At 66.9% G+C, this 25,238-nt stretch carries 25 protein-coding genes; 3 read left to right on the forward strand and 22 right to left on the reverse strand.

Annotation, left to right across the window (positions count from 1 at the left end; all coding sequences use genetic code 11):
- Positions 1–7 precede the first annotated feature (7 nt).
- From QGN32_RS03450 to rplS, 11 genes are all read right to left on the reverse strand, one after another.
- On the reverse strand, positions 8–487 hold the full coding sequence (locus tag QGN32_RS03450; RefSeq protein WP_326547272.1) for an Rv2253/PknI dimerization domain-containing protein: 480 nt from the start codon (positions 485–487) through the stop codon (positions 8–10).
- Complete coding sequence (locus QGN32_RS03455) at positions 484–2,091, reverse strand: MCE family protein (protein WP_326547273.1); 1,608 nt, start codon at positions 2,089–2,091, stop codon at positions 484–486. Before QGN32_RS03455 ends, QGN32_RS03450 begins: the two co-directional genes overlap by 4 nt.
- On the reverse strand, positions 2,091–3,251 hold the full coding sequence (locus QGN32_RS03460; RefSeq protein WP_326548910.1) for an MCE family protein: 1,161 nt from the start codon (positions 3,249–3,251) through the stop codon (positions 2,091–2,093). Before QGN32_RS03460 ends, QGN32_RS03455 begins: the two co-directional genes overlap by 1 nt.
- Positions 3,251–4,633 (reverse strand): MCE family protein, encoded by a 1,383-nt coding sequence (locus QGN32_RS03465; RefSeq protein ID WP_326547274.1) that lies wholly within the window; start codon positions 4,631–4,633, stop codon positions 3,251–3,253. Before QGN32_RS03465 ends, QGN32_RS03460 begins: the two co-directional genes overlap by 1 nt.
- Positions 4,630–5,730, reverse strand: coding sequence for an MCE family protein (locus QGN32_RS03470; protein ID WP_326547275.1), 1,101 nt, complete (start codon positions 5,728–5,730; stop codon positions 4,630–4,632). The genes QGN32_RS03465 and QGN32_RS03470 overlap by 4 nt, the downstream gene beginning before the upstream one ends.
- A complete protein-coding gene (locus QGN32_RS03475; RefSeq protein ID WP_326547276.1) occupies positions 5,730–6,755 on the reverse strand; it encodes an MCE family protein in 1,026 nt (341 codons plus the stop codon). The genes QGN32_RS03470 and QGN32_RS03475 overlap by 1 nt, the downstream gene beginning before the upstream one ends.
- On the reverse strand, positions 6,752–7,942 hold the full coding sequence (locus QGN32_RS03480) for an MCE family protein (RefSeq protein ID WP_326548911.1): 1,191 nt from the start codon (positions 7,940–7,942) through the stop codon (positions 6,752–6,754). Before QGN32_RS03480 ends, QGN32_RS03475 begins: the two co-directional genes overlap by 4 nt.
- A 571-nt stretch (positions 7,943–8,513) precedes the next feature.
- The gene (locus tag QGN32_RS03485; RefSeq protein ID WP_326547277.1) at positions 8,514–8,819 is read right to left on the reverse strand and encodes a DUF2469 domain-containing protein; all 306 of its coding nucleotides are present in this window, start codon (positions 8,817–8,819) and stop codon (positions 8,514–8,516) included.
- Positions 8,820–8,880: 61 nt separating this feature from the next.
- On the reverse strand, positions 8,881–9,612 hold the full coding sequence (locus QGN32_RS03490; protein ID WP_326547278.1) for a ribonuclease HII: 732 nt from the start codon (positions 9,610–9,612) through the stop codon (positions 8,881–8,883).
- Positions 9,613–9,640: 28 nt separating this feature from the next.
- Positions 9,641–10,456, reverse strand: a complete 816-nt coding sequence (lepB, locus tag QGN32_RS03495; RefSeq protein WP_326547279.1) for a signal peptidase I — start codon at positions 10,454–10,456, stop codon at positions 9,641–9,643.
- Between the two features lie 86 nt (positions 10,457–10,542).
- Positions 10,543–10,884, reverse strand: a complete 342-nt coding sequence (gene rplS / locus QGN32_RS03500) for a 50S ribosomal protein L19 (protein ID WP_326547280.1) — start codon at positions 10,882–10,884, stop codon at positions 10,543–10,545.
- Between the two features lie 320 nt (positions 10,885–11,204).
- Here rplS and QGN32_RS03505 point away from each other — a divergent pair, with 320 nt between their 5' ends.
- On the forward strand, positions 11,205–12,149 hold the full coding sequence (locus QGN32_RS03505; RefSeq protein ID WP_326547281.1) for a serine hydrolase: 945 nt from the start codon (positions 11,205–11,207) through the stop codon (positions 12,147–12,149).
- On the opposite strand, the gene trmD is transcribed toward QGN32_RS03505, so the two are convergent.
- The 6 genes from trmD to QGN32_RS03535 form a co-directional block, all read right to left on the reverse strand.
- A complete protein-coding gene (gene trmD, locus QGN32_RS03510; protein WP_326547282.1) occupies positions 12,146–12,832 on the reverse strand; it encodes a tRNA (guanosine(37)-N1)-methyltransferase TrmD in 687 nt (228 codons plus the stop codon). The genes QGN32_RS03505 and trmD overlap by 4 nt on opposite strands.
- 12 nt (positions 12,833–12,844) lie before the next feature.
- A complete protein-coding gene (rimM, locus tag QGN32_RS03515) occupies positions 12,845–13,360 on the reverse strand; it encodes a ribosome maturation factor RimM (protein ID WP_326547283.1) in 516 nt (171 codons plus the stop codon).
- A gap of 8 nt (positions 13,361–13,368) precedes the next feature.
- On the reverse strand, positions 13,369–13,611 hold the full coding sequence (locus QGN32_RS03520; RefSeq protein WP_003928628.1) for an RNA-binding protein: 243 nt from the start codon (positions 13,609–13,611) through the stop codon (positions 13,369–13,371).
- An 8-nt stretch (positions 13,612–13,619) separates the two neighbouring features.
- Positions 13,620–14,213, reverse strand: coding sequence for a 30S ribosomal protein S16 (gene rpsP, locus QGN32_RS03525; RefSeq protein ID WP_326547284.1), 594 nt, complete (start codon positions 14,211–14,213; stop codon positions 13,620–13,622).
- A gap of 199 nt (positions 14,214–14,412) precedes the next feature.
- On the reverse strand, positions 14,413–15,768 hold the full coding sequence (gene mgtE, locus QGN32_RS03530; protein WP_326548912.1) for a magnesium transporter: 1,356 nt from the start codon (positions 15,766–15,768) through the stop codon (positions 14,413–14,415).
- A gap of 11 nt (positions 15,769–15,779) precedes the next feature.
- A complete protein-coding gene (locus QGN32_RS03535) occupies positions 15,780–16,211 on the reverse strand; it encodes a nuclear transport factor 2 family protein (RefSeq protein WP_326547285.1) in 432 nt (143 codons plus the stop codon).
- A 32-nt stretch (positions 16,212–16,243) separates the two neighbouring features.
- Between QGN32_RS03535 and QGN32_RS03540 the strand changes: the two genes are divergently transcribed.
- Positions 16,244–17,119, forward strand: coding sequence for a D-alanyl-D-alanine carboxypeptidase family protein (locus tag QGN32_RS03540; RefSeq protein WP_326547286.1), 876 nt, complete (start codon positions 16,244–16,246; stop codon positions 17,117–17,119).
- Positions 17,120–17,192: 73 nt separating this feature from the next.
- Positions 17,193–18,038 carry a D-alanyl-D-alanine carboxypeptidase family protein gene (locus QGN32_RS03545; RefSeq protein WP_326547287.1) on the forward strand — a complete coding sequence of 282 codons (846 nt, stop codon included), beginning with the start codon at positions 17,193–17,195 and terminating at the stop codon, positions 18,036–18,038.
- Between the two features lie 70 nt (positions 18,039–18,108).
- On the opposite strand, the gene QGN32_RS03550 is transcribed toward QGN32_RS03545, so the two are convergent.
- The 5 genes from QGN32_RS03550 to QGN32_RS03570 form a co-directional block, all read right to left on the reverse strand.
- Positions 18,109–19,212, reverse strand: coding sequence for a metal-dependent hydrolase family protein (locus QGN32_RS03550; protein WP_326547288.1), 1,104 nt, complete (start codon positions 19,210–19,212; stop codon positions 18,109–18,111).
- A 2-nt stretch (positions 19,213–19,214) separates the two neighbouring features.
- Positions 19,215–20,774 carry a signal recognition particle protein gene (ffh, locus tag QGN32_RS03555; RefSeq protein WP_326547289.1) on the reverse strand — a complete coding sequence of 520 codons (1,560 nt, stop codon included), beginning with the start codon at positions 20,772–20,774 and terminating at the stop codon, positions 19,215–19,217.
- Positions 20,775–20,843: 69 nt separating this feature from the next.
- Positions 20,844–23,369 (reverse strand): [protein-PII] uridylyltransferase, encoded by a 2,526-nt coding sequence (locus QGN32_RS03560; protein WP_326547290.1) that lies wholly within the window; start codon positions 23,367–23,369, stop codon positions 20,844–20,846.
- Positions 23,370–23,445: 76 nt separating this feature from the next.
- The gene (locus QGN32_RS03565; RefSeq protein WP_018600748.1) at positions 23,446–23,784 is read right to left on the reverse strand and encodes a P-II family nitrogen regulator; all 339 of its coding nucleotides are present in this window, start codon (positions 23,782–23,784) and stop codon (positions 23,446–23,448) included.
- 33 nt (positions 23,785–23,817) lie between these two features.
- Positions 23,818–25,218, reverse strand: coding sequence for an ammonium transporter (locus QGN32_RS03570; protein WP_326548913.1), 1,401 nt, complete (start codon positions 25,216–25,218; stop codon positions 23,818–23,820).
- Between the last annotated feature and the right edge of the window lie 20 nt (positions 25,219–25,238).

Consider the following 25,238-nt stretch of genomic DNA (forward strand, 5'->3'; position numbering starts at 1 on the left):
CACGCGTTCAACCCACGCGGGTCAGCGTGAACGGCATCTCGATGTCGAGCACCTTGTTGAATCCGCAGGCTCCGCTCGGCCCTTCGGTCTTGTCCCAGCCGACGTAGCGGTTGGGGTCCTGCGGGTAGTCGAGCCAGAATTTCCACGTCTGCCTGCCCGGGTAGGCCGTGCCGTCGATGCAGGGCTCCCAGTTCTCCACGGTCCGGGTGACCTTCCAGCGGCCGCTCAGATAGACCAGGTCGGCGCTCCAGCCCTGATCACTGACCACACGGCCGGTGCAGTCCTGATAGGTGGTGCACGCCGAGGTGATCGTCCAGGTCTGCGTGACGCTCGCCTCGTCGTGACGCGAGTCGTTGGTCTTCGCCCACCGGCCGTCGGAGAACGCGGTGAAGACGCCGTTGAGCGCCACCTCGTTCTGGGCGTGCGCATGGGGTGCGACGTTGATCGCCGCGATGATCGCCGCCGTGATCGCCATCAGCCGGATCATCGTGTCCCTTCCTCGTAGATCAGGTCCCGCCATGACTTCGGGCTCTCGACGAGATCGGTTTGGCGGCCGACGTTTCCGTCCGATGTCGCGTATTGACCGCTCTGCGGGTCATAGTGCGCGATCGCCACGGACGGGCCCGCCCCGGCCGCGTCGGTGCCAAACGCACTCGGCGCCGCGGATGCCACCGCGCCCGGTGAGGGCGCCGGCGCTGCCGCAGCATCGGGCAGGGGCGGAATCGCTCCCGGCCCCAGCGGTGGGATCACCGCTCCCGGTACCAGGGGCGGACTGGCCACGGGAGGGAGCGGGGTGCCTTCGAGCGGAGCGAAAAGGTGCTCGTCGGCCCTGACCCGGTCGTCGGGCGGCACACCCTGTGCAATCAGGTTGGGATCGATCGGGTACGCGCCGAGCGAGTGCTGCCGCATCGCAAGCGGTTCATAGGGTTTGTCGCTGTAGCACTGCTCAACCGTCGGTGCTCGCTTGCCCGGCACACCCATACACGGCGCATTGCGGGCACCGCGCACGACGATCGGCGAGTCCTGCGGCAGCTTGCAGTACAACCCGTCCGGGGTGTCGACCGTGGTCAGATCGGCCGGGTTGCGCCATTCCGAGGGCGGCAGAAAGCCGACGGTGCACGGGTTGGGATCCGCCATCTGAATCCGGAAGTCGCCGAGCGCGATACCGGTCGGATTGTTCTGGGGAGCCGACGACTGCACGTTGGCCACGAACGGCGGCAGCAGCACGAGCACCTGTTCGAGCGAGGGGCGATAGGTCACCGCCACCTGACCGAAAGTGGTCATGTTGGCCAACAGCACCGGCAGGGTCGGTTTGATCTGCTCGAGCAGTAGGGCGGCCTCATTCGCGGCGGCCGGCCCCTGCTCCAGTAGCGTGCGGACTTGCGGGTCGTTGACCACGACCTGTTGGGTGACGCCGGCGAGGCTCTGTGCCCACAGCCGCAGCGCATCGGTTGTTCGGGCCTGCGAATCCAGCAGCGGCACAGAATCTTCGGCCAACCTCGCCGAGCTGGCGGCATCGCTGTTCAGGGCGCCCGCGATCGTGGCCGACGAATCGACCAGCGACCCCATGTCGTAACCGGCACCTCCGAACGCCTCGAACGATTCGTCGATCAACGTTTTCAGCTGCCCCTTGGGGATGCTCGCGATCAACGTGTTGACCTGATCCAGCATCGGGCTGACCTGCTGCGGGATCGTGGTATCGGCCATCAGGATCACCGAGCCGTCCTGCAGGTACGGCGGTGAGTCCGTGCGCGGTAGCAGCTCGACGTACTGTTCACCGACCGCGGAGACGCTGCGCACCTCGGCGTGTAGATCGGCGGGGATCTTGGGCGAGGTGTCGAGTTGAAGCGTGGCGGTGGCCTGCGTGCGGGACACATCCATCTCGGTCACCTTGCCGACCTGCACGCCCCGGTAGGTGACGTTGGCGAAGCGGTACAGCCCGCCCGAGGACGGCAATTGCAGCGTGACGGTGATCTTTCCGACCCCCAGGAGAGTGGGAACCTGCATGTAGACGAAGACCATCGCGAGCACACCGATGATCGACGCGATCGTGAAGATCACGAGTTGGATCCGCACCATGCGCGGCAGCATCAGCCACCACCCCCGGGCTCCCATGGCGCGGGGGCCGCATTCGGGATCGGGCCGAACGGCGGCGACGTGCCCACTCCCAGTGGGAATTTCGTGTAATACGCGTCGTAGCCGGGATCGCCGGGCGCGGGGATCAACGACGCACGGTCCTGTCCGAGGCGGGTGCCGAGCAGCAACCCGCGCTTGAGTCGGGCATTCGTCCAATCGACCGTGACCCAGAGGTTCACGTAGTCCCCGCGGACGCCCCGGTCGATCAGGTTCTGGGTCAGTGGGAACGTCGGCAGCCAGGCCAGCGCGGTGTCGATCTCGGGACCCACATCGGCGAGCGCCCGCAACGTCGGCTCCAGGTTCTGCAGATTTTTCACGAGATCGGCCTGCGTGTCGTTGATCAACCCGGACACCGTGTCGCTGAACTGCCCCAGCCGCTCCAGCGCGGTGGTGAACCTGGGCCGCTCCTGGAGCAGGACGTCGAGCGCGGGCGGGATCTTGTTGAGCGCCCGGGTCAGCACTTGCTGCTCATCGCCCAGCCGCTGCGAAAACCTGTTCAGCTCTACGATCGTCGCGATGATGTTGTCGCGCTGCTGGTAGAGGGTACCGACGAAGGTGTCCAGGCGGGTGATCAAATCACGCACGGCGCCCTGACGCCCCGACAGCGCGGTGTTGAAATTGGCGATGATGTCGCCGATCTGGCCGAGCCCGCCACCGTTGACGACGGCTGCCAGCGAGGACAGCGTCTGCTCGGTCGACGGATAGGTCGATGTCTTGTCGAGAGCGATCGTCGCGCCGGGGCTCAGCCGGCCGCTGGGCGCCGCCCCCGGCGGCGGGTCAAGCGCCACATGCATGGAACCCAGGAGGCTGGTCTGCCCGACCGTCGCGACCGCGTTGCCCGGCACGACCACCTCGGGTTTGACCGAGAGCTCGAGGTCGATGTGCCAGCCGTGCAACGTCATCCTGCCCACGCTGCCGACCACGACGTCATCGATCATCACCGGCGAGTTCGATTCCAGCGTACCGATGTTCGCGAGTTCGACGTGGTAGACGTTGGCGTCGGCGCCGCGGCCCACCGCACCCGGCAGCGGTAGCGAGTTGACGCCCTGGAACGAGCATCCGGTGACCGTCAGCAGCACGCTGAGCCCGATCGCTCCCATCCGCCGGCCCATCATCACGGCGTCCCACCGTTCGGCACCGGCGGCAGCACCGCCGGTTGGCCCGGTGTATCCGGTCGCTCCGCCGGCAGCAACATGTCCTGCAGAGTCGGCGGACCGGGTGGCGGGGGCGCGACGCCCGGCGGCGGCCCGAAACCGGGCGGCGGCGGCACGTCACCGGCCCCGGTGTACGCCGACACCGCGGGGGGGCTCTCTGGCTGCTCGTCCGTCGGTCCGCCCGCACCGGGCATCAGCTCCGGTTCGGAGTACCGCAGCATGTACGGCGGCGGGTTCGACGACAGGAACAAGCTGAACGGGAACGGCACGTTGTTGAAGTTCGCGGTGCGCAGGCCCGGCCCGAGGTACTGCGAGCACAGTTTGCCCGTCGTCGGCGCGGTGACGTTCTCGAGCGCCCCGATCATGCCGCAGATGGCCCACACCGGATTCGACATGTTGTTCAGTACGAACACGCCGCTGGCGGCGCCGGTGCGCGGGTCGAACATGTTCACCGCGTTGGCGATCGAGTGCGGCGCGATGTGCAGGACGTTCTCCAGCGCCATGCGGTGGTCGGCGAGGTTCTGCGTGACGTTGGCCAGTCGCTGGATCTGTTCGGCGGTCTGGTCTCGCGTTCCGCGGATGAAGCGGGTCGCCTCCCCGACGACGTCGGACAGGTTCTTCAGCGCGCCGTCGAGATCGGATCGACTGTCGTCGACAACGCTGGTCAATGTCGCGAACCTGTCCTGGAACTGCACGATCTGTTCGTTGCTGTTTCGCAGCGCGGTGACGAACGTCTGCAGGTGGGCGATCGTGTCGACGATGTTGCCGCTGCCGTCGGCGAGGATCCGGCCGACGCCGGACAACTGCGCCAGCGTCTGGCGCAGTTTGTCGCCGTTGCCGTCCAGGGCGGTGGCCGCGCCGTCGATGAACCGGCCCACCGAACCGGTCGACATCGCTTCGGCGGGACCCAGATCCGTCGCCAAGCGCATCAGTTGCTCTTTGACCTCGTTCCACTCGACCGGCACGGCGGTGCGCTCGATGGGGATCACCGCCCCGTCGGCCATCGCGGGTCCCGACTCGTATGCGGGTGTGAGTTGGACATACCGGGCCGAGACCAGATTCTGGGCGACGATCACCGCCTTGGCGTCGGCGGGAACCCTGATGCCGTGGTCGACGGCCAGCTTCATCTCGGCCTGGGTGCCGATTGGTTTGATGGCCTCGATGGTGCCCACCTTGACGCCCGCGATGCGGACCTCGTCGCCGGGGTAGATCGCGGTGGCGGTGGTGAAACGGGCGGTGATCGTCGTGGGATGGAAGACGGTCTGCCGGACCAGCACCACCACCCCGCCGACGAGGACCGCCACCAGCGCCACCGCGACCGCACGCTTGACGAAGCTGTTCATCGTCCCGGCCTCCACTGCTCATGGGGCATCGGAATTCCGTTGTAGGGGAACGGGAGCTCGGCGCGCGGTCCGGCGTTGTCGGGTGGCTGGCCGGCATTGACGCCGCGCCGGAACCCGAACGCGTAGTCGAAGAACGGCTGCAGCAGCTGGCCGAAGACGATGTTGGGAATGTAGGCCTGGTAGTACGGACCGTTTCCGATGGTCTCGCCCAGCGTGATCTGGAACTTCGCCAGCCCGGGAAGGGCTTTCGCGATGTTGTCGCGGTTCTTCTCCAGGACCTCGGTGACTCGGTTGAGCTTCTCGAGGGTGGGCGCGAGCTCCCGCTCGTTGTCGGCGATGAGCCCGGACAACTGCCTGGACATGGCCGAGGTGTGCGCGAGCAACTCGACGATGGCATGGCGCCGCGCCGACAACACCGTCACCAGGTCGTTGGCGTTGAGTATCAGCGTGTTCACCTGTTCGCTGCGATCCGACAGGATCTCGGTGACATCTGCGCCGTTTTCGAGCAGTTCGCCCAGGGTGTCGTCGCGGTCGTTGATCGCCCGGGACAACCGGGTCAGCCCGTCGAACGCGGGCCCCAGTTGCGGGGCAACCTGGTCCAGGGTGGCCGACAAGGTGTCCAACGATTGGTTCAACGAGGCGGTGTCGGTGCCCGCGGTGTTGGTCGTCAACTCGCTCACCGCTTCGGTGAGCGAATACGGGGATGCGGTGCGGGACAACGGGATCACATCCCTCGGATGCAGCGACCCGTCGCCCTTGGATTCCAGGGTCACGACGCGCTCGCCCAACAGGGTTCCGGTGCGGATGTGTGCGGTCGTGTCCGAGCCCAGCGCCACCGAGCCGTCGATCGCGAACGTCACCAACGCGTTGCGACCGTCCAGCGCGACGCTGGACACCCTGCCCACCTTGATACCCGAAATCGTCACGTCGTTGCCGGCCGCTACGCCGCCGGCGTCGGCGAACTGCGCCTGGTACCGGACCGCGGTCGCCCACGACACGAGCCGCTCCGGGGCAAGCCCGACGGCGATCACGAGCACGATCAGCACCGCGCCGATGAGACCGGCCCGGATGAGATGTCTGCCACGGTATTTCAGCATCAGGGCTCGGCGCACCTCCCGGTTTCTTGTCGGAGCCACGGGAAGACCGCCGTGCGACCTTGCAGGTCGGTCACCCGCCACTTGAGCTCGCAGATGTAGTAGTTGAAGAAGCTGCCGTAGGACCCCGTGCGGATCAGCTTGCGGTAGTTCTCCGGCGCCTTCTGCAGACTCGTGTCCACCCGGTCCTTCTGGAAGTCGAGGTTGATTGCCAAGCGGGTGAGTTCGTCCACGGTGCCGGCGAGCGGCGCCCGCGCATCGGTGAGGAGATCAGCCACCGACGCCGTTCCGTTGTTCAGCGACTCGATCGCCGTCCCGATCGGATCCCGCTCTGCGGCAAGCTCGGTGACGAACCTCTCCAACCGGTCGACCGTGCCCGAGAACTTGTCCCCCTCCCGGTTCAGCGTGACGAGCAGCGTGCGCAGATTGTCGATCAGCGCCTGAATGGTCTGATTGTGCTCGGCCAACGCGGTGGTGAAACCGGAGGTGTTGTTCAGCAGCGAGTGCAGGGTGCCGCCCTGGCCCTGGAAGATCTGGATCAGCGACGCCGACAGCGTGTTCACGTCTTCGGGATTCAGGCCTCGGATAACGGGTTTGAGACCGCCCAGCAGTAAGTCGAGGTCGAGCGCCGACTGGGTCCGCTCCACCGGAATCTGTGAGCCGGGCGGCATCGGCGTCCCGTCCGGGCCCTCGAGCAGTTCCAGGTAACGGTCGCCGACCAGGTTCAAGTAGCGCACCGCCGCCCGCGTGCCCGTCGTCATGCGCACGTTCCGGTCGGCGTCGAAGGTGACCAGCACCGTCTTGTCCGGGCGCAGTTTCACGCTGTTGACCGTGCCGACCCGCATCCCCGCCACCCGCACCGACTGCCCCGCCTCCAACCGGGAGGCGTCGGCGAACACCACCGAATAGCCCTTTGTGCGGCCGGTCTGGTACTGACCGAAGATGAAGAACAACGATGCGGTCAGCACGGTCATGACGAGCGCGAAGACTCCGAACTTGATCAGCGTCGACCGCAACGAGCGCCTCATCCGGGCTGCCCGATCTGCGCGGTATTGCGCGGTGGCCCAGCGGTTTCGGTGTCGGGGAACATGATCTGCTTGATGATGTCGGCGTTGAGGACGATACCCGGGTAGGTGCGTCGCCACGGATTCGTTCCGGTGTCGGCCACCACGTACGGTGCGACACCCTCGAAGGGCATCTTCGGCAACCCGGTGCACTGCGGCCCGCCTTCGGCACCGGCCTTGGGTAGATCCAGCGGATACCGGTAGCGTTCCTGGGCCCACAGGAAGCCGGCCAGCACCTCGACCCCCGGCTCTTTGAGTGGTGGCAGATGAGACGCCTCGACCATGCCCGCCAGCGCGCACCACAGCGCCTGGTTGTACTCGTTGGTCAGCTCAGTGGTCGGCACCAGCAACCGCAGCACCTCGGTCAGGGAATGCCGGTTCTGGCCGATCACCTCGTTGCCGACGTCGGCCAGGCCGATCACGCCGACAAGCGCCGCATCGAGGTTCTGCTGCTCCTCGACCAAGGTCTCGCTGATCCGTGTCGCGTTGTCGGCGACCGACACGAAATCCCCTGCCGCGTCGGCATATGCGCGCAGCACATCGGGGGCGAGTTTCAGATCGCGACTGAGCGCGGGCAGGCTCGGTTCCAACGCCGCGAGGTAGGAATCCAGGTCGGAAAGCATCTGACCGAACTTCTGCCCCCGCCCGGACACGGCTGACGCGATGGCCCCCAGGGTAGCGTTGAGCTTCGCCGGCTCGATCGTGGACAGTACCGAGGTCAGCTGCTCGAAGACGGTGTTCACCTCGACCATCACGTGCTGGGCCTCTATCACCTGACCGGCGCGCAGCGATTGCGGTGACGGGTCGTCGGGGAAGACGAACTGCACCTGCTTCGCGCCGAACACCGTCGGCGACGCGATGTCCACCAGCGCGTTGGCCGGAATCGCGTCGAGCCGTGAGGGATCCATCGCAAGGTGGATCGCCGCTTCACCGCTCGGTAGTTCCTCGATCGACGCGACTCGCCCCACTTGAACGCCGCGAACCTGAACCTTCGCATCAGGATTCATCACCAGGCCGGCGCGCTGCGAGATGACCGTGACCGGCACGGTGTCAGCGAGACTGCCCCGAAACAGGTTTGCCGCCAACACGAACACGGCCACTGCCAAGACGATGGATGCCAACCCGACGAGCGGACGCAGCAGATGCTGCATCACCGACCGACCTCGCGTCCGCAGCGGGAGCGCTCACAACCGCACCCCGTTGGTCGGTATGACAAGCCCGTTTTCCCCCCAGAGCGCGTTCGAGGACGGTGCAGGACTTTACGCCGGAACATATCTTTGGGTCAATCGCTCCCGTGTTCATATGGTCTACGCCGGATATTCGATGCCTCACCACCACTGTGCCGACGCGAATACTTATTTGCTGTGCAAGAATGTCACAGACTTCGGGCCTGTTCAATAGGCAGAAATTAGACACCGCGATGTTGTCTGTCTCACACGTGGTACGCCCGTTCAGCGGGCGTCAACTGGCTCGACTGATCCGCGCATAGCGGAACAAGGATTAGGCTCGCTCGCCTGGGCGTCGGTTGGATTTCACCCGTCAGTCCGCGCGCCCCAATGAATCATGCCGCGTCGACACGCCGGTACTCGGCTAAATGACAATCTTTATAAGAAGAGAGACGGTCGGTATCGGAAAAGATTGACGCCGCGAAAATCCTGGACACCGAGCATCGTGCGAATCGCACCGACCTTTGCCAAAAGCTTTGTCCGCCCAGCGCAGCCGCTATTCGGGAAGGCGCAATTCGGGCTTTTCGACCTCTTCAATATTGACGTCTTTGAAGGTAATTACCCGAACATGCTTCACGAAGCGGGCGGGCCGGTACATGTCCCACACCCAGGCGTCGGCGAGCCGTAGCTCGAAGTAGACCTCGCCCTCGGAATTGCGCGGCACCACCTCGACGCTGTTCGCGAGGTAGAACCTCCGCTCGGTCTCCACCACGTAGCTGAACTGCCCGACGATGTCCTTGTACTCGCGGTAGAGCGAGAGCTCCATCTCGGTTTCGTACTTCTCGAGATCTTCGGCACTCATCGGCTCAGCTGTCCTTCATGTTGGTCTCGGCCCTCGCCAGCTCTTCCACCGCCATTGTCCCCTACCCCACTTCGCCACGGTGATCCGGTGGACCGACATCGCCGGCGTCGACGAGCTCGGTCACCACCTGGATCCCGCCGGCCGTGGCCACCCGGCGGACGTTGATGAACGAATACCGGTGTTGGGCGGAGGGGCCCAACTCGGCCAGCGCCGCGCTGTGCGCCGGGGTGCTGTAGCCCTTGTGCTCGGCGAACCCGTAACCGGGGTGCTCGGCCTCCATCCTCACCATCAATCGGTCGCGGCTCACCTTGGCCAGTACGCTGGCCGCCGCAATGCAGGCCGCCGCCGCGTCGCCACCCACTACCGGCAGCGAGGGCGCCGGCAGACCGGGCACCCGAAACCCGTCGGAGAGCACATAACCTGGCCGTACCGACAGGCCGGCCACCGCCCGGCGCATGCCCTCGATGTTGGCCACATGCACGCCGCGCCGGTCGACCTCCGTCGACGGAATGAACACCACGTGGTAGGCCAGCGCATACCGCCGGATCAGCGGGTACAGCCGCTCCCGCTCCTTTTCGTTCAGCTTCTTGGAGTCGTCGAGCGCTGCCAGGCTCTCCAACCGGTTCGGACCGAGTACGCAGGCGGCGACGACCAGCGGTCCCGCGCACGCGCCCCGGCCGACCTCGTCGACGCCGGCAACGGGTCCCAGGCCACTGCGATACAGCGCAGATTCCAGTGTGCGCAAGCCCGAGGACTTCCGGATCACGGTGCGTGGCGGCCATGTCGCCGGCAAGGACGGATCTCCTACTGCGTCGTGGCGGTTACGTCTGGGGGTTCACGCTGCCCACCCCGCCCCAACGCGACGGGGGCCAGGCGATGAACCGTGCCTTTCCGATGACATTGTCCACCGGCACTGTGCCCGCCGTGGGGTCGCCCGTGCACAGCAGACCCTTCTGGGCATCGGCGGGGGTGCTGGTGCAGTGCGCGCGGGAATCGGCCGAGTGGGTGCGGTTGTCGCCCATCACCCACAACCGGTCCCGCGGTACCTTCACGGGCCCGAACTCATTGCCCAGGCATGGGTAGACCGCTGGGTCGGCACGCATCGTGTCGGGGTCCAGGTATGGCTCGTCGAGCCGTTTACCGTCGACGGTCAGCCCCGTCGCGGCTCGACACTCGACGGTCTGCCCGCCCACCGCGATGATCCGCTTGACGAGGTCGTTCTCGTCGGGCGGAACGAAACCGATGACCGACAGTGCGTTCTGCACCCATCGCACGGCGGTGTTGTCCGAGCGGATCGACCGGTAGTTGATGTTCCAGTTCGGCGGCCCCTTGAACACGACCACGTCGCCGGGCTCCGGAGACGCGAACCGGTAGGTCAGCTTGTCCACCATGATGCGGTCACCGGTGCAGCCGGGACAGCCGTGCAGCGTGGGTTCCATCGACTCCGACGGGATCAGGTAGGGCCGCGCGACGAACGTCAGCACGACGTAGTACAGGACCAGTGCGATCGAGATGAGGATCGCGAATTCCCGCAGGGCACCGCCTTTTTTCTTGGGCTGGACCGCATCGCTGTCCGGCGCCGTGGCCTCGGATGGGCGCTCGGCTGTCGACTCGTCTGATTCTGGGTGACCGGCCACCGCATCAGGGTAGCCAGCGCGGTCCTCGGCCCCGCGCTGCTCGCGCTCCAACGATCAGGCTCCCGCGCCGGCAGCCGGCCGGGAAGTCAGCGCTTTTCCTTGATCTTCGCCTTCTTGCCACGCAACTCGCGCAGGTAGTAGAGCTTCGCGCGGCGGACGTCGCCGCGGGTCACGACGTCGATGTGGTCGATGTTGGGCGAATGCACCGGGAAGGTCCGCTCGACGCCCACGCCGTAGCTCTCCTTGCGCACGGTGAAGGTCTCCCGGACACCGCCGCCCTGACGACGCAGAACCACACCCTTGAAGACCTGGATGCGCTCCTTCGCGCCCTCGATGACCTTGACGTGCACGTTCACGGTGTCGCCGGGACCGAAGTCCGGGATGTCGTCGCGCAGCGATGTCTGATCGACGAAGTCCAGCGTGTTCATCGGTGACACTTCCTTGCGGTTGGCGGCTGCGGGCCGCTGTCACGACTGACGCCGTGACATGGGACTGCCGAGCCGATCTGATGGGGCGTATCGGGGTGTATCTCGCAGCGGGCGGAACTGGCCGTTCCCGGGTCCTGCACAGACAACTGCTCAATTGTGCCAGATCGGAGCCCGCCAGCGAAATCGCACCGCGCCGCCTCGCCTCCGGTTCGTAAGGTTAACTAAACAGGCGCCCCGGGTACTTAGCCATTACGCTGAAACAAGGCTTGAGCGACGCGGCGGGCTTTACTCATCCCACCGCGGAGTACCTGAGGAGGGTCATGCGAAGGCGGCCGTCGAGCCTGGTCAGCACGCTCGCGATCATTACGGTTGCGGTTCTGGCGGCCGCCGGCTGTGAGGCCAAAGTGCACGGAACGCCGCCCCGCCCGGCGTCCCCGCACCTGACCGTCGTCGTGCCGCAGGGCGGCATGGCGCCGCTGCCCGAAGCTCCACCCGACGAACCTCCCGCATCTTTCGGCGGCCTCGAGGATCGCACACGCTCGGCGACCGCCCTGGCCGCCGAGGCCGGGGCCGACCTCTCGATCACCGTCCTTGACCGCAACACCGGGCAGCTCGTCTCGAACGGCAACAGCGAGGCGATGCCCATCGCCTCGGTGGTCAAGCTGTTCATCGCCGATGACCTGCTGCTGCAGGAATCGCAGGGGCGGACCGAGCTCACGCCTGCGGATCGCCGGGCGTTCGAAGCGATGTTGCGGTCCTCGGACGACAGCGCGGCCGAGGTCTTCTGGAATCGCGGCGGCGGCAGCGCGATCGTGTCGCGGGTCACCGCGCGATACGGCCTGGGGGCGACCAGCACGCCCTATAACGGCCGTTGGTTCAACACCTTGAGCACCACCGGTGACCTCGTTCGGTACTACGCCCAACTGCTGTCCGGCAGCGGCGGGTTACCCCGCGACGAGGCCAACGTCATCTTGTCGAATCTGGCGGCGTCGACGCCGACGGCGCCCGACGGCACGGTGCCCGGCGGCGTCTACCCGCAGCGGTTCGGCATCCCCGAGGGCCTCTACGCCGAGCGGGTGGCCGTCAAGCAGGGCTGGTTCTGCTGCTGGGACGGGGGCAACTGGGTGCATTGGTCGACCGGAGCGATCGGGGACGACCATCGCTATGTCATGGCGATCGCCTCGATGCAGCCCACCGACGACGCCACCGCACGCGACACGATCACCCAGGCCGTCAAGACGATGTTCCCAGGCGGGCACGTTTAGTCCGTCGGGTCGAGCAGATCCGGTCGGCGTTCCCGTGTGCGCTGCAATCCTTGCTCACGCCGCCAAGCCGCCACCTTCGCGTGGTCGCCCGACAACAGGACGTCGGGCACATCGAGGCCGCGCCAACTCGGCGGCCGGGTATAGCTCGGCGCCTCCAGTACCCCTTGCGAGTGCGAATCATCCTGGTGCGACGCGGGATTGCCGAGCACGCCCGGCAACAGTCGAACGATCGCTTCGATCATCACCAGGACCGCCGACTCCCCGCCGGGCAGTACGTAGTCGCCGATGGACACTTCTTCAACGCGCATCCGGCGCGCCGCGTCCTCGACGACCCGTTGATCGATCCCCTCGTATCGGCCGCATGCGAACACTAGGTGCTTTTCCTCCGCCCACGCTTGCGCGTCAGCCTGCCCGAAAAGCCGCCCGGCCGGCGTGGGTACCACGAGAAGTGTTTCATGCGAGCAGATCTCGTCGAGCGCAGCGCCCCACACGGGGGCTTTCATCACCATTCCCGGCCCGCCCCCGTACGGTGCGTCGTCGACCGAACGGTGCACATCGTGGGTCCAGCGCCGCAGATCGTGCACGGCCAGCTCGACGATGCCCTTCTCAATCGCTTTGCCTGGCAACGACTGTCGCAGCGGCTCGAGGTAGGCCGGGAAGATCGTGACCACATCAATGAGCACGGCTTGGCATCCTCACAGTTCCAGCAGGCCCTCGGGCGGGTCGATCTCGATGACCCGATCGGTCAGCGACACCGACGTCACGATCGCGCCGACGAACGGAACCAGCACCTCGCGCTCGGCCCCGCGCACCGCGAGCAGTTCGCCCGCCGCGGTGTGCAACACCTCCGCCACGGAACCGATGACGTCGCCGGCGACGGTCCGCACCTGCAGACCCTCGAGTTGATGGTCGTAGTACTCATCGGGGTCGTCGATGGGCGGCAGTTCCCGCGAGTCGACGACGAACAACGTGCCCCGCAACGCGTCCGCGGCGTTGCGGTCGGCCACTCCGTTCAGCCGCACCAGCAGACGGCCGCCGTGTTCGCGCACCGACTCGATCGCGTACTCGCGCTCCGGGGTTCCCTTGGCGGGACGGCCGCGAAGCGATGTGCCGGGTGCGAACCGTGCGTCGGGGTCATCGGTGCGGACGTCCACCACCACCTCACCGGTGATGCCGTGCGCTTTGACGACCCGCCCGACAACGAGGTCCATGTGACCGGTTACTGGTCGGTGTCCACCACGTCGACGCGGATGCCGCGACCGCCGATACCGGCGACGAGCGTGCGCAGCGCGGTCGCAGTGCGTCCACCTCGTCCGATCACCTTGCCCAGGTCATCGGGATGCACGTGCACCTCGACGGTACGTCCGCGCCGGTTGGTCACCATGTCGACACGGACGTCGTCGGGGTTGTCGACGATCCCGCGCACCAGGTGTTCGACCGCGTCGACGACGACAGAACTCACGGCCTGGCTCAGCTCTCAGCCGAGGGCTCGTCCGAGGAGCCGTCGGCCGTCGCGCCGGCGACGCTGGCGTCCTCGCCCTCGGCCGGCGGTTCGGACTGGTCCTTGACGGGGGCCGGGTCGGTCTTGGGGTCGGCCTGGGCCGTGGCCTCGACCGCCTTCTGATCCGACTCGTCGGACGCCTTGTCGGCGGCCTGCGCGGCCTTCTTGGCTGCAGGCGCCTTCTTCTTCTTGGGCTGGGTGGCCTCGGTACTCGGACCGCCCTCGGCTTCGGCCAGCGCCGCGTTGAACAGGTCCAGCTTGCTGGGCTTGGGCTCCTTGACCTTCAGCGTGCCCTCGGCCCCGGGCAGACCCTTGAACTTCTGCCAGTCACCGGTGATCTTCAGCAGCGCGAGTACGGGTTCGGTGGGCTGGGCACCGACACCAAGCCAGTACTGGGCCCGTTCCGAGTCGATCTCGATGAGGCTGGGATCTTCCTTCGGGTGGTACCGCCCGATAACTTCGATCGCCCGGCCCTGACGGCGGGTGCGCGCGTCGGCGACGGCGATGCGGTACTGGGGATTGCGGATCTTGCCAAGCCGAGCGAGCTTGATCTTTACAGCCATGGTTGTGCTACTTCTCCTGTGATTGCCACGCTGCAATTCAGCGATCGAGGCGGGTTGCCTCGGTCCGGTTTTGCCTTGCGTGTGTGACCGCCGCAGGAGCGCCCAGCGAGCAGCCGGAGGCGGATCGCTCAGAACGGGTCCCGCGGTAGACAGCCGCCCATTGTGCCAGACCACGGATGGTTCTCCCAAAGCGGCGGTTTCAGAGACCCAGCACCGCCTTGGCGATCAGGAAGTAGACCAGCAGACCGGTCGCGTCGACGAAGGTCGAGATGAACGGGTTGGAGAACACCGCCGGGTCGGCCCGGAGTGCGCGCGCGACCAGCGGCATCGCCCCGCCGACGGTGGCCGCCATGGCGCACACGCCGACGAACGTCAACCCGATCACGATGCCGATGTCGATGTCGTAGACGAGGCTGGTCACCACGAACGCCAGCGACCCGAGAAGGAGACCCAGCGACAAACCCACGCGAAACTCGCGGAACAGCACTTTGAACACGTCCCGCGGCCCGACGTCGCCAAGCGCCAACGCGCGGGTGACAGTGGTCGCCGCCTGGTTGCCGGTGTTGCCGCCGGTGCCGATCAGCAGTGGCACGAACAGCGCCAAGGTCACCACCTCGGACAGTGTGGCCTCAAAGATCTCCAAGACCTGCACGGTCAACGTCGCGCCGACCGCCAGCACAAGCAGCCACACCACTCGCGAGCGCACCAGGTTCGACACCGGCGCCGTCAGATACGGCCGGCGCAACGGTTCTGAACCGCTGAGCCGGGCCTGGTCCTCGGATTCCTCGCTCTCCAGGATCCGCAGCGCGTCGTCGACGGTGAGGATGCCCACGAGCCGGGACTCGTTGTCGACCACCGGCAGCGCCAGCAGTTTGAGGTCGGCACAGCGGCGCGCCGCGATCTCGGCGTCCTCGGTGGCCCGCACCGAGTGCGCGGGCCGCATCACCTCGGTGATGGTGACGTCGGACGACGAGCGCAACAGCCCGCGCAGGCCCACGACACCGACCAGCACCCGCTGGTCGTCGGTGACCGGCAGCGCGTAGATGGTTTCGGCGTCCTCGAGGTGGTCGGTCACCCGCGTCAACGCCTCGGCGACGGTCATCTGCGGCCGCAGCGACACGAATTCCGGACTCATCCGGCGACCGATCGAGTCCCGCGGATAGTCGAGGATGCCGGCGGTCATCTCCCGCTCCCGCTGCGGTAGACCCTGCAGAAGCCGCCGCGCGACCGTTGCCGGCAATTCGTCGATCAGTTCCACTCGGTCGTCGGGGTCCAGGTCGGCGAACAACGCGGCCACGTCGTTCTCCTGCAACCCGCCCAGCAGATCGCTCTGCAGGGTGGGGTCGAGACTCTCGAACACCGCCAGCGCTTGACCCTTGGGCAGCACCCGGTACAGGACGGCGCGCTGCCGGTGACCGAGCCGTTCGAGGATCTCGACGACCTCAGCCGTCGACAGCGGCCGCACCGCTACGTTCAGCGCGGGTAGATCCAGCGCATCCAGCGCGGTGAGCACCGCCTTGAGGCGGGCGTCAGGAGCCGCATCGTTGACGGTCAGCCCGCACACCACTACACCACCTTGTCGAAGCACTTGGTTTCCACGCGGCGGGTAATCCGCCAGCCGTCGGGGGTGCGGGCGAACTCGTCGTCGTACCAGAGCCCGCAGAACAGAACTTGTCCCTTGTCGCCGCCCAAGACCATCGGATTGAAACAGAGGGTGCGCGCGGCGGCCGTGTCGCCGTCGGAGTGGTAGCGGATGTTCACGTCGAAGTTGCCCAGCAGATGGGCGTAGGCCGGAAAGTTCGGCAGCACCTCGGCCAGCCACGCCTTGATCTGCGGGTAGCCGCCGTCGATCCCGCCCATCGCGCGGTAGTCGATGTAGGCGTCCGCGGTGAATACCTGATCGAGGTCGTCGAATCGCTTCTGGTCGATCGCGGTCGAATAGTCGATCAACAGCTGCTGTATTTCAAAGCGGTCCGAAATCTCCTCCAGGCTCAACATGCGTCGATTGAACACGACTAGGCTGCCTGCCCATGCGCAAGCTGTTGATCTGCCTGACGAGTGTCCTGTGCCTGGTGGCCTGGGGAACCACTGTCGCCGCGGCCGCACCCGTCGGAGTGAGCCAACCGTCGGGGTCGATTCCGGTCCCCGACGGGCCCGCCCAAGCATGGATTCTGGCCGACATGGACACCGGCGCGGTGCTCGCCGCCCGCGACGAGTACGGCCAGTACGCGCCCGCCAGCACGATCAAGGTGCTGCTGGCCCTGACCGTGCTCGACGAACTACCGCTCGACGCCACCGTGGTCGCGAACGAGGCCGACACCGAGGTCGAGTGCAACTGCGCGGGGGTCACGCCCGGCATGGTCTACACCACGCGCCAACTGCTGGAGGCGCTGCTGCTGGTGTCGGGCAACGATGCGGCCAACACCTTGGCCACCATGCTCGGCGGCTACGACGTCGCGGTGACCAAGATGAACGCCAAGGCGGCCCTGCTCGGCGCGTACGGCACCAACGCTGCCTCACCGTCAGGCCTCGACGGACCCGGCATCGAGATGTGGTCGTCGCCGCACGATCTGGCGCTCATCTTCCGCAGCGCGATGGCCAACCCGGTCTTCGCCTCGATCACCGCCCAGCCGACCGCGGTATTCCCCACCGAGACCGGCGACAAGGTGCTGGTGAACCAGGACGAACTGCTCAAGCGGTATCCGGGCACACTCGGCGGGAAAACGGGGTTCACCGACCGCGCCAAGAAGACCTTCGTCGGCGCCGCGCAACGCGACGGACGTCGCCTTGTCCTCGCGTTGATGTTCGGCATGGACAAGCCCGGCCAAACGTACTGGGATCAGGCGGCGAGCCTGTTCGACTGGGGCTTCGCGCTGAGTCCCGGCACCAGTGTGGGATCGCTGTGACCGCCGCTTGAGTTGCTGAATCGCAACGCATCCGAGACCGGGCCGGGGGCCGCGGCCGATACGCTCGGCGGCCATGCGTCACATGCTGGCTGCGTTGGCCATCGCGCTGACTTTCGCGATGTCCCCGGCCATCGGTGTCGCTCCGCCGGCCTCGGCGCAGCCGGGCGGCGAACCGTCGGGGGCCGTCGCGCTGCCCGACGGGCCGGCACAGTCTTGGGTTCTCGCTGACCTCGACTCCGGCCGAATCCTCGCTTCCCGCAATCCCCTCGAGCCGCACGCGCCCGCCAGCACCATCAAGGCGCTGCTCGCCATGGTCGTGCTCGACCAGCTTCCACTCAACGGGGTGATTGCGGCCAGGCCGGCGGCCGCGGACGTCGAATGCTCTTGTGCCGGAGTGAAATCCGGACGCGCGTACACAGTCCGTCAACTGCTCGACGGGCTGATGCTGGTATCGGGTAACGACGCCGCCAACGTCCTCGCCGACGGTCTCGGCGGCTACCGGGTCGCGGTCGCGAAGATGAACGCCAAGGCCTCGGGTCTGGGTGCGCGCAACACGCGCGCGTCATCGCCGTCCGGGCTGGACGGGCCCGGCATGGAGTCGGTCACCACCGCCAAAGATCTTGCGGTGATCTATCGCCACGCGCTGCGGTACCCCGCCTTTGCGGCGATCGTGCGCCAGCAGTCGTCGTTGATTCCGACCGACGACGGTCCGAAGACCATCACCAACCAGAATCAGCTGCTGAAGCGATATCCGGGCACGCTCGTCGGCAAGACCGGCTACACCAATCTGGCACGCGACACCTTCGTCGCCGCGGCGCAACGCGGCGGTCGTCGGCTGGTGGTCGCGCAGTTGTACGGCAACGGCGACCTCTACGGCCAGGCGATCGAGCTGTTCGACTGGGGCTTCAGCCAGCCTTAGGCAATGCGCGAGCGACCGTGTCTGCGCACGACACGCCGCCTCTTCGCGGCATTTTGCGGTCGCTCGCGCCTCAGGGGAAGGTGCGCCCGCGCAGGATCACCAGATCCGGGCGGTTGAGGACAGCGGCACCACGCCGAGGATCGTCGGTGTAGCACACCAGGTCCGCGGGTGCACCGTGCTCGATATTCGGCCGGCCGAGCCACTCGCGGGCGCTCCAGCAGGCGGCGCCCAGGGCCTCGGTCGGCGTCATCCCGATGTCGGTGAGCGCATCGATCTCGTCGGCGATCCGACCGTGCGCCACCATGCTGCCCGCATCGGTGCCCGCGTAGATGGGGATGCCGGCCTCCCTGGCCGCGGCGATGCGCGAAAAGCTCTTTTCGTACAGGTCCCGCATATGCCGGGCGTATTTCGGATACTTCTCGGCGCCGTCGGCGATGCCCGGGAAGTTGGCGACGTTGATCAGCGTCGGCACCAGCGCCGTGCCGTGCTCGACCATCAAGTCGATGGTGTCGTCGGTCAGGCCGGTTCCATGCTCGATGCAGTCGATACCGGCCTTGATCAGTCCCGGCAGCGCATCCTCGCTGAACACATGCGCCGTCACGCGTGCGCCGTTGGCATGGGCGGCGTCGATCGCGGCCTTGAGCACGTCGTCGGACCACAGCGGCGCCAGGTCGCCGACCTCGCGGTCGATCCAGTCGCCGACGAGCTTGACCCAGCCGTCGCCGAACCGGGCCTGCTCGACCACGGCCTCGGGCAGCGCGGACTCGTCTTCCAACTCGATCGCGAACCCGCGCTGATACCGCTTCGGCCTCGCCAGATGGCGACCCGCGCGGATGATCTCGGGAAGATCGTCGCGTTCGGCGAGGCTGCGGGTGTCCATCGGAGAACCGGCGTCGCGCAGCAGCAGCGCACCCGCGTCGCGTTCGACCTCGGCCTGCGCGATGCAATCGTCGAGGTTGTCGAGCGGGCCGTGGTCGCCGAGACCGACGTGGCAGTGCGCGTCGACGAGACCGGGCAGGATCCACCCTCCGTCAAACACGGTCACCGCGCCGCTGACCGGTTCGGCGCTCAGTACGCCACGGCGGCCGGGCTCTTCGCCCGAGGGCTCATCGACGATCCACCACTCCACCGGTTGCTCGTCGGGCAACCCGACGCCGCGCACGTGTAGGCGCACGGCTACTTCTGGCCCGGGAACTTCAGCTTCGACAGGTCGATGTCGGCGAGCCCCGGTGGCAGCTCATCGAGTCCCTTGGGCATATCGGACAGATCGGGGAAGCCCGGCGGCATCCCAGCCATTCCGGCGCCGAGCGGATTGCGCACCTTGGGCGGCGTCGGTCCCCGACCACCCTTCTTCCCCTTCTTCCCTTTCTTGCCCTTGCGGTTGGATGGCTTGCGGCCGAACGGCATTCCCATCTGACCGGCCATGCTCGACATCATCTTGCGGGCCTCGAAGAACCGCTCGACGAGCTGGTTGACCTCGCCGACCGTCACGCCCGACCCGTTGGCGATGCGCAGCCGACGTGAACCGTTGATGATCTTCGGATCGGCGCGCTCCTGGGGCGTCATGCCGCGGATGATCGCCTGCAGACGGTCGAGTTGCTTGTCGTCGACGGCGGCCAGCGCATCCTTCATCTGGCCCGCGCCCGGCAACATACCCAGCAGGTTGCCGATCGGACCCATCTTGCGGATCGCCAGCATCTGCTCGAGAAAGTCCTCTAGCGTCAGCTCGCCACTGCCGATCTTGGCGGCCGCCTCTTCGGCTTTCTCGGCGTCGAAGACCTGCTCGGCCTGTTCGATCAGCGAGAGCACATCACCCATACCGAGGATGCGGCTGGCCATCCGGTCGGGATGGAAGACGTCGAAGTCCTCGAGCTTCTCCCCGCTCGAGGCGAACAGGATCGGCACACCGGTGATCTCGCGCACCGACAGCGCGGCGCCGCCACGCGCGTCGCCGTCCAGCTTGGTCAACACCACACCGGTGAACCCGACACCCTCGCGGAACGCTTCGGCGGTGGTGACGGCGTCCTGGCCGATCATCGCGTCCAGCACGAAGATCACTTCGTCCGGGTTCACAGCTTGCCTGATCGCCGCGGCCTGATCCATCAGCTCGTCGTCGATGCCGAGGCGGCCCGCGGTGTCGACGACGACCACGTCGAAATGCCTGGCCTTGGCCTCGGCCAGACCGGCCGCGGCGACCGCGACGGGATCACCCGGTGCCGCGTCCGCCGACCCTTCGGCCGACACACCGGGGTGCGGTGCGAAGACCGCGACCTCGGCCCGCTGACCCACGATCTGCAACTGATTCACCGCACCCGGCCGCTGCAGGTCGCACGCCACTAGAAGTGGTGTATGCCCTTGTCCCCGAAGCCATCTCGCGAGCTTGCCGGCCAGTGTGGTCTTACCTGAGCCTTGGAGGCCGGCCAGCATGATGACGGTCGGCGGCGTCTTGGCGAACGCCAGCGGTCGGGTTTCACCGCCGAGGATGCCGATCAGTTCCTCATTGACGATCTTGACGACCTGCTGGGCCGGGTTCAGCGCCCCGGACACCTCCGCGCCGCGGGCGCGCTCCTTGATGCGGTTGACGAATGCGCGCACGACGGGCAACGACACATCGGCTTCCAGCAACGCCAGCCGGATCTCACGAGTGGTCGCGTCGATATCGGCGTCGGTCAGCCGCCCCTTGCCACGCAGCCCCTGCAGGGCGCCGGTCAACCGGTCGGACAGCGATTCAAACACGGCGTCCAGCCTAATGGGGGCCGGGTGGAGGCGGTCCGGGCAGGGCGTGTGCAGCGGGAACGGCCCCGATCAGCCCGCCTCGGGCACCGGTTTCGCGGCCGGCGGCGTAGGCAGCATCGCGTAGAGGTCGCGCTCGATCTCTACGCGCATGGCGGAGCCGGCGGTGATGCCGAACAGGTCCACCACCGAGGAGCCCAGCGTGGTCACCTTCGCCCAGGCGATGTCGACGCCGTCGCGCTCGAAGACGGCGGTGAGCCGGGCCAGCAGGCCGGCGCGGTCGGTACTGCGGATCTGCACGACCAGTTCGCCGGCTCGGGCGCCCTCGGACCACAGCACGCGCGGCGGGGCGGTGACCTGATTGATCGGGACGGCGGCCGCCACCTCACCCGCGCGAGCGGTGCCGTGTTGCGCGGCGTCGCGTTCGCGGCGATCAAGTGCCTCCTGCACGTCGAGTTCGCCGTCCAGGGCGAGGATGAACTGTTGCCGCAGCAGCTCAGCCGCCGGTGGCGACCCGAAATGCGGTGAGACGACGAACGTGTTGATCGCCGAGCCTTCGTGACCGTTGACCGAGGCCGAATGGACACGCAACGAATTCAGGGCAAGCACCCCGGCCGCCTTCGACAACAGCCCGCGTCGGTCCGGCGCGATGATCGTGACGTTGTAGATGTGCGGGCTGTCCGCGGGTGCCAGCTCCAAGTGCACACCCACCTCGGCGGCCAGTGATAGATAGCGTGGATCAATGGGATCCGGTTGCGGCAGCGGCTCGCCGGCCATCACCTTGCTGCACCGGTGGACCAGATCGCCGATCAACGACGCCTTCCAGTCGCCCCAGACGCCGGGCCCGGTCGCCAGCGAGTCGGCTTCGGCCAGCACATGCAGCAGGTCCAACAGCACAAGGTCGCCGTCGAGGTCGTCGATCACCGTCGCAATCGTGTTGGGGTCCTGCAGGTCACGCCGCGTCGCGGTATGCGGCAGCAGGAGGTGGTGGCGCACGAGTTTGGACAACACCTCCACGTCCGAGGGCCACAGGCCCAGCCGGGTACCGATCTGGGTGGCCAGCTCGGAACCGATGACGCTGTGATCGCCGCCGCGTCCCTTGCCGATGTCATGGCACAGTGCGCCCAGTATGAGCAAATCGGGGCGGGATACCCGGGTGGTGAAAGCACTTGCCCGCGAAACGGTTTCGACGAGATGCCGGTCCACGGTCCAGATGTGTACCACGTCGCGAGGAGGGAGGTCGCGGACCGCGCCCCACTCCGGAAACAGACGCCCCCACAGTCCGGTGCGGTCCAGCGCCTCGATCGTGGCGACCGCCGAGGGTCCTGCGCCGAGCAACACGAGCAGATCTTTGAGTGCCTGTCGCGGCCACGGTGTACGCAGCTCGGGGGCGGCTTCGGCGAGCCGGGCCAGCGTGGAAGCCGCCATGGGGAGTCCGGTGGTCGCCGACGCGGCGGCCACCCGCAGGATCAAACCCGGATCGCGCTCGGGGCGCGCGTCGCGCGCGAGGATCACCTCGCCGGCGAACTCGATGACGCCCTCGTCGAGGGGGCGACGAGCGGGGCGGCGCAGCGCCGCGAATCCGCGCCGGGGAAGCGCGTTGGCCGCGGTGCGCACACCGGCGTCGACGTAGAAGCTGATGGTGCGCGCGGCGTCGGACAGCGTGCGGGCCAGATCGAATCGGTCCCCGATGTGCAGTGCCGCGCCGATCTCGTCGGCATGCTGGGCCAGCAGCAGGTCGCGCCCACGCCTGGCGACCCTGTGTAGCTCGGTCCGCACGTTGAGCAACGCCAGATGAGCCTCGCCCAGCGATCCCAGCGGCGATGCCAAGGTCCGGTTGGGGTAGACGTCGGCCAGCTGTGCGATCGCCAGCGCATTGAGCAGTTGCACGTCGCGCAGACCACCGCGGCCGCATTTGAGGTCCGGCTCGGCGCGGTGGGCGATCTCGCCGCTACGCTGCCAGCGCGCCCGGGTGTGTTCGACGAGTTCGTCGAAGCGCGAGGCGATTCCGGTGCGCCACTGCCGGCGGGCCCCTCCGATCAGCAGCGTCGACAGATTTGCATCACCGGCAATGTGGCGCGCCTCCAGCATCGCCAGTCCCGCCGAGATGTCCTGACCAGCCACCTTCAGCGCCTCGGGCACCGTCCGCACGCTGTGGTCGATGCGAATGTTGGCGTCCCACAACGGGTACCACAACAGCTCCGCCACCTGCCCGACGACGTCTGACGCCATGTTGTCGTGCAACAACATCAGGTCGAGGTCGGAATACGGTACGAACTCGCCACGACCCAGGCCACCCGTCGCGATGATCGCGAATCCACTGGTAGGCGTGATGCCGATCTCGGTAGCCTTTGTGTTGATCCAGAACTCGTGCAGATCCTGCAGCGCGTGCCGCAATGCGGCCGAATCCAGTTGGCGCGCACCGCCCCCCAACAACTGCTCACTCGCGGCGGCGAGGTCGGTCGCCGGCCGAGACGAGCCCGCCGCCGGGCCCACCCATCGAGCGTCGGCGGCCGTCTGCTCTCCCCCTGCCCTTCGGGCGGGCGGTACCCCCACGCGCAAGCGCTCGTCGGCGATCCTTCGTTCTTGCTCTGTCATCTCGTTCTCCCCGGCCTGTCGAGAACTGTTCACGCTTGTGATCGGACGGAGACAAACTCTCAGGTCTTCAAGCGGCTCAAAGGGCGTCGGCGCCCCGCTCACCAGTGCGCACGCGGACAACGGTGTCGACGGGGCTCACCCACACCTTGCCGTCACCGATCTTGCCGGTCCGTGCGGCCTGAACGATGACATCGACCACCTTGTCGACGGCGGAGTCCTCCACGACGACCTCGACTCGCACCTTCGGCACGAAATCCACGGAGTACTCGGCACCCCGGTAAACCTCGGTGTGACCCTTCTGGCGGCCGTAGCCCTGAACCTCGCTGACGGTCATGCCGAGGATGCCGGTCTGCTCGAGCCCGGTCTTGACATCTTCGAGCGTGAACGGCTTGACGATCGCAGTAATCAGCTTCATGTAGTCGATCCCTTCCGAGGAAATTGTTGCCGATCAGACGAGCTCGTAAGCGGTTTCAGCATGTTCGGTTTCATCGATGCCGGTGTCCTCGTCTTCCGCGGTAACGCGCCAGCCCAACGGCTTCACGATAAAGGCAATGATCGTCGTCATGATGCCAGTGAAGATAACGGCCACCGAGGCGATCACGACCTGCACGACGAGTTGCTCGAAACCACCGCCGTAGAACAGCCCGGTTTCGGTGGCCAGCAGGCCGATGCCGACCGTGCCCCACAGGCCCGCCACCAGGTGCACGCCGACCACGTCGAGCGAATCGTCGTAGCCGAGCTTGTACTTGAGGCCAACGGCGAGGGCGGACAGCGCACCGGCGACGCCGCCCAGGATCAGCGACCCGATCGGCGACAGCGAACCGCAGGCGGGGGTTATCGCAACGAGGCCGGCGACGACGCCGGATGCGGCGCCGACACTGGTCGCATGGCCGTCCCGGATGCGCTCCACCAGCAGCCAGCCGAGCATGGCGGCGGCGGTGGCGGCGGTGGTGTTGACCCAGACCTGGCCGGCGAGCATGTCGGCCGCTCCCTCGGATCCGACGTTGAAGCCGAACCAGCCGAACCACAGGATGGCGGCGCCCAGCATCACGAAAGGAATGTTGTGCGGCCGAAAGGCGATCTTGCCGAAGCCGGTCCGCTTGCCCAGCAGCAGCGCGAGAACCAGGGCGGCCATGCCGGCGTTGATGTGGACGACGGTGCCGCCCGCGAAGTCGATCGGAGACACGTTCGCGGTGCCTTCGTCGTTGACGCCGAACAGTCTGGCCGCGATGCCGTCCGCAGCACCGGACAGCAGTCCGCCGCCCCAAACCATATGGGCAAGTGGGAAATACACGAGCGTCGCCCAGAGGCCACCGAAAACCAGCCAAGTGCCGAACTTCATTCGCTCGGCCACCGCGCCACTGATCAGCGCCACCGTGATCACCGCGAAGGTCAGCTGGAATCCCGCCCAGACGATCGCGGGAACCGAACCGAATCCGCCGAGAACGTAGAGGGTGGTCCCGTCCACCTCCATGGTCTCCAGTAGCGGGCTCAGCCCGAACAGCGCGAACGGGTTGTCGAAGACGCCGGCGATGTCGCTGTTGCCGGTATGGGCCGATGCAAACGACATCGAGTAACCCCACAGCACGTAGATGACGCTCACGACGCCGAGGGTCCCGAACGACATCATCATCATGTTCAGAACGGACTTCTGTCGCGACAGCCCACCGTAGAAGAACGCCAGGCCGGGCGTCATGAACAGAACCAGCGCCGCGGCGGTGAGCACCCATGCGGTGTCGCCTGAGCTCAACCCGTCCGGGCCGAACGGCGCGAACGCGTCATCGGGCAGTGCAAGGGGTAGGGCTGAAACCACTTGTGTGAACCTCCTTGGGAAGTGGGCCGACAGCATCGGCCTCCCGAAGAGACTCT

The sequence above is a fragment of the Mycolicibacterium sp. ND9-15 genome (assembly GCF_035918395.1).
GTDB lineage: Bacteria > Actinomycetota > Actinomycetes > Mycobacteriales > Mycobacteriaceae > Mycobacterium.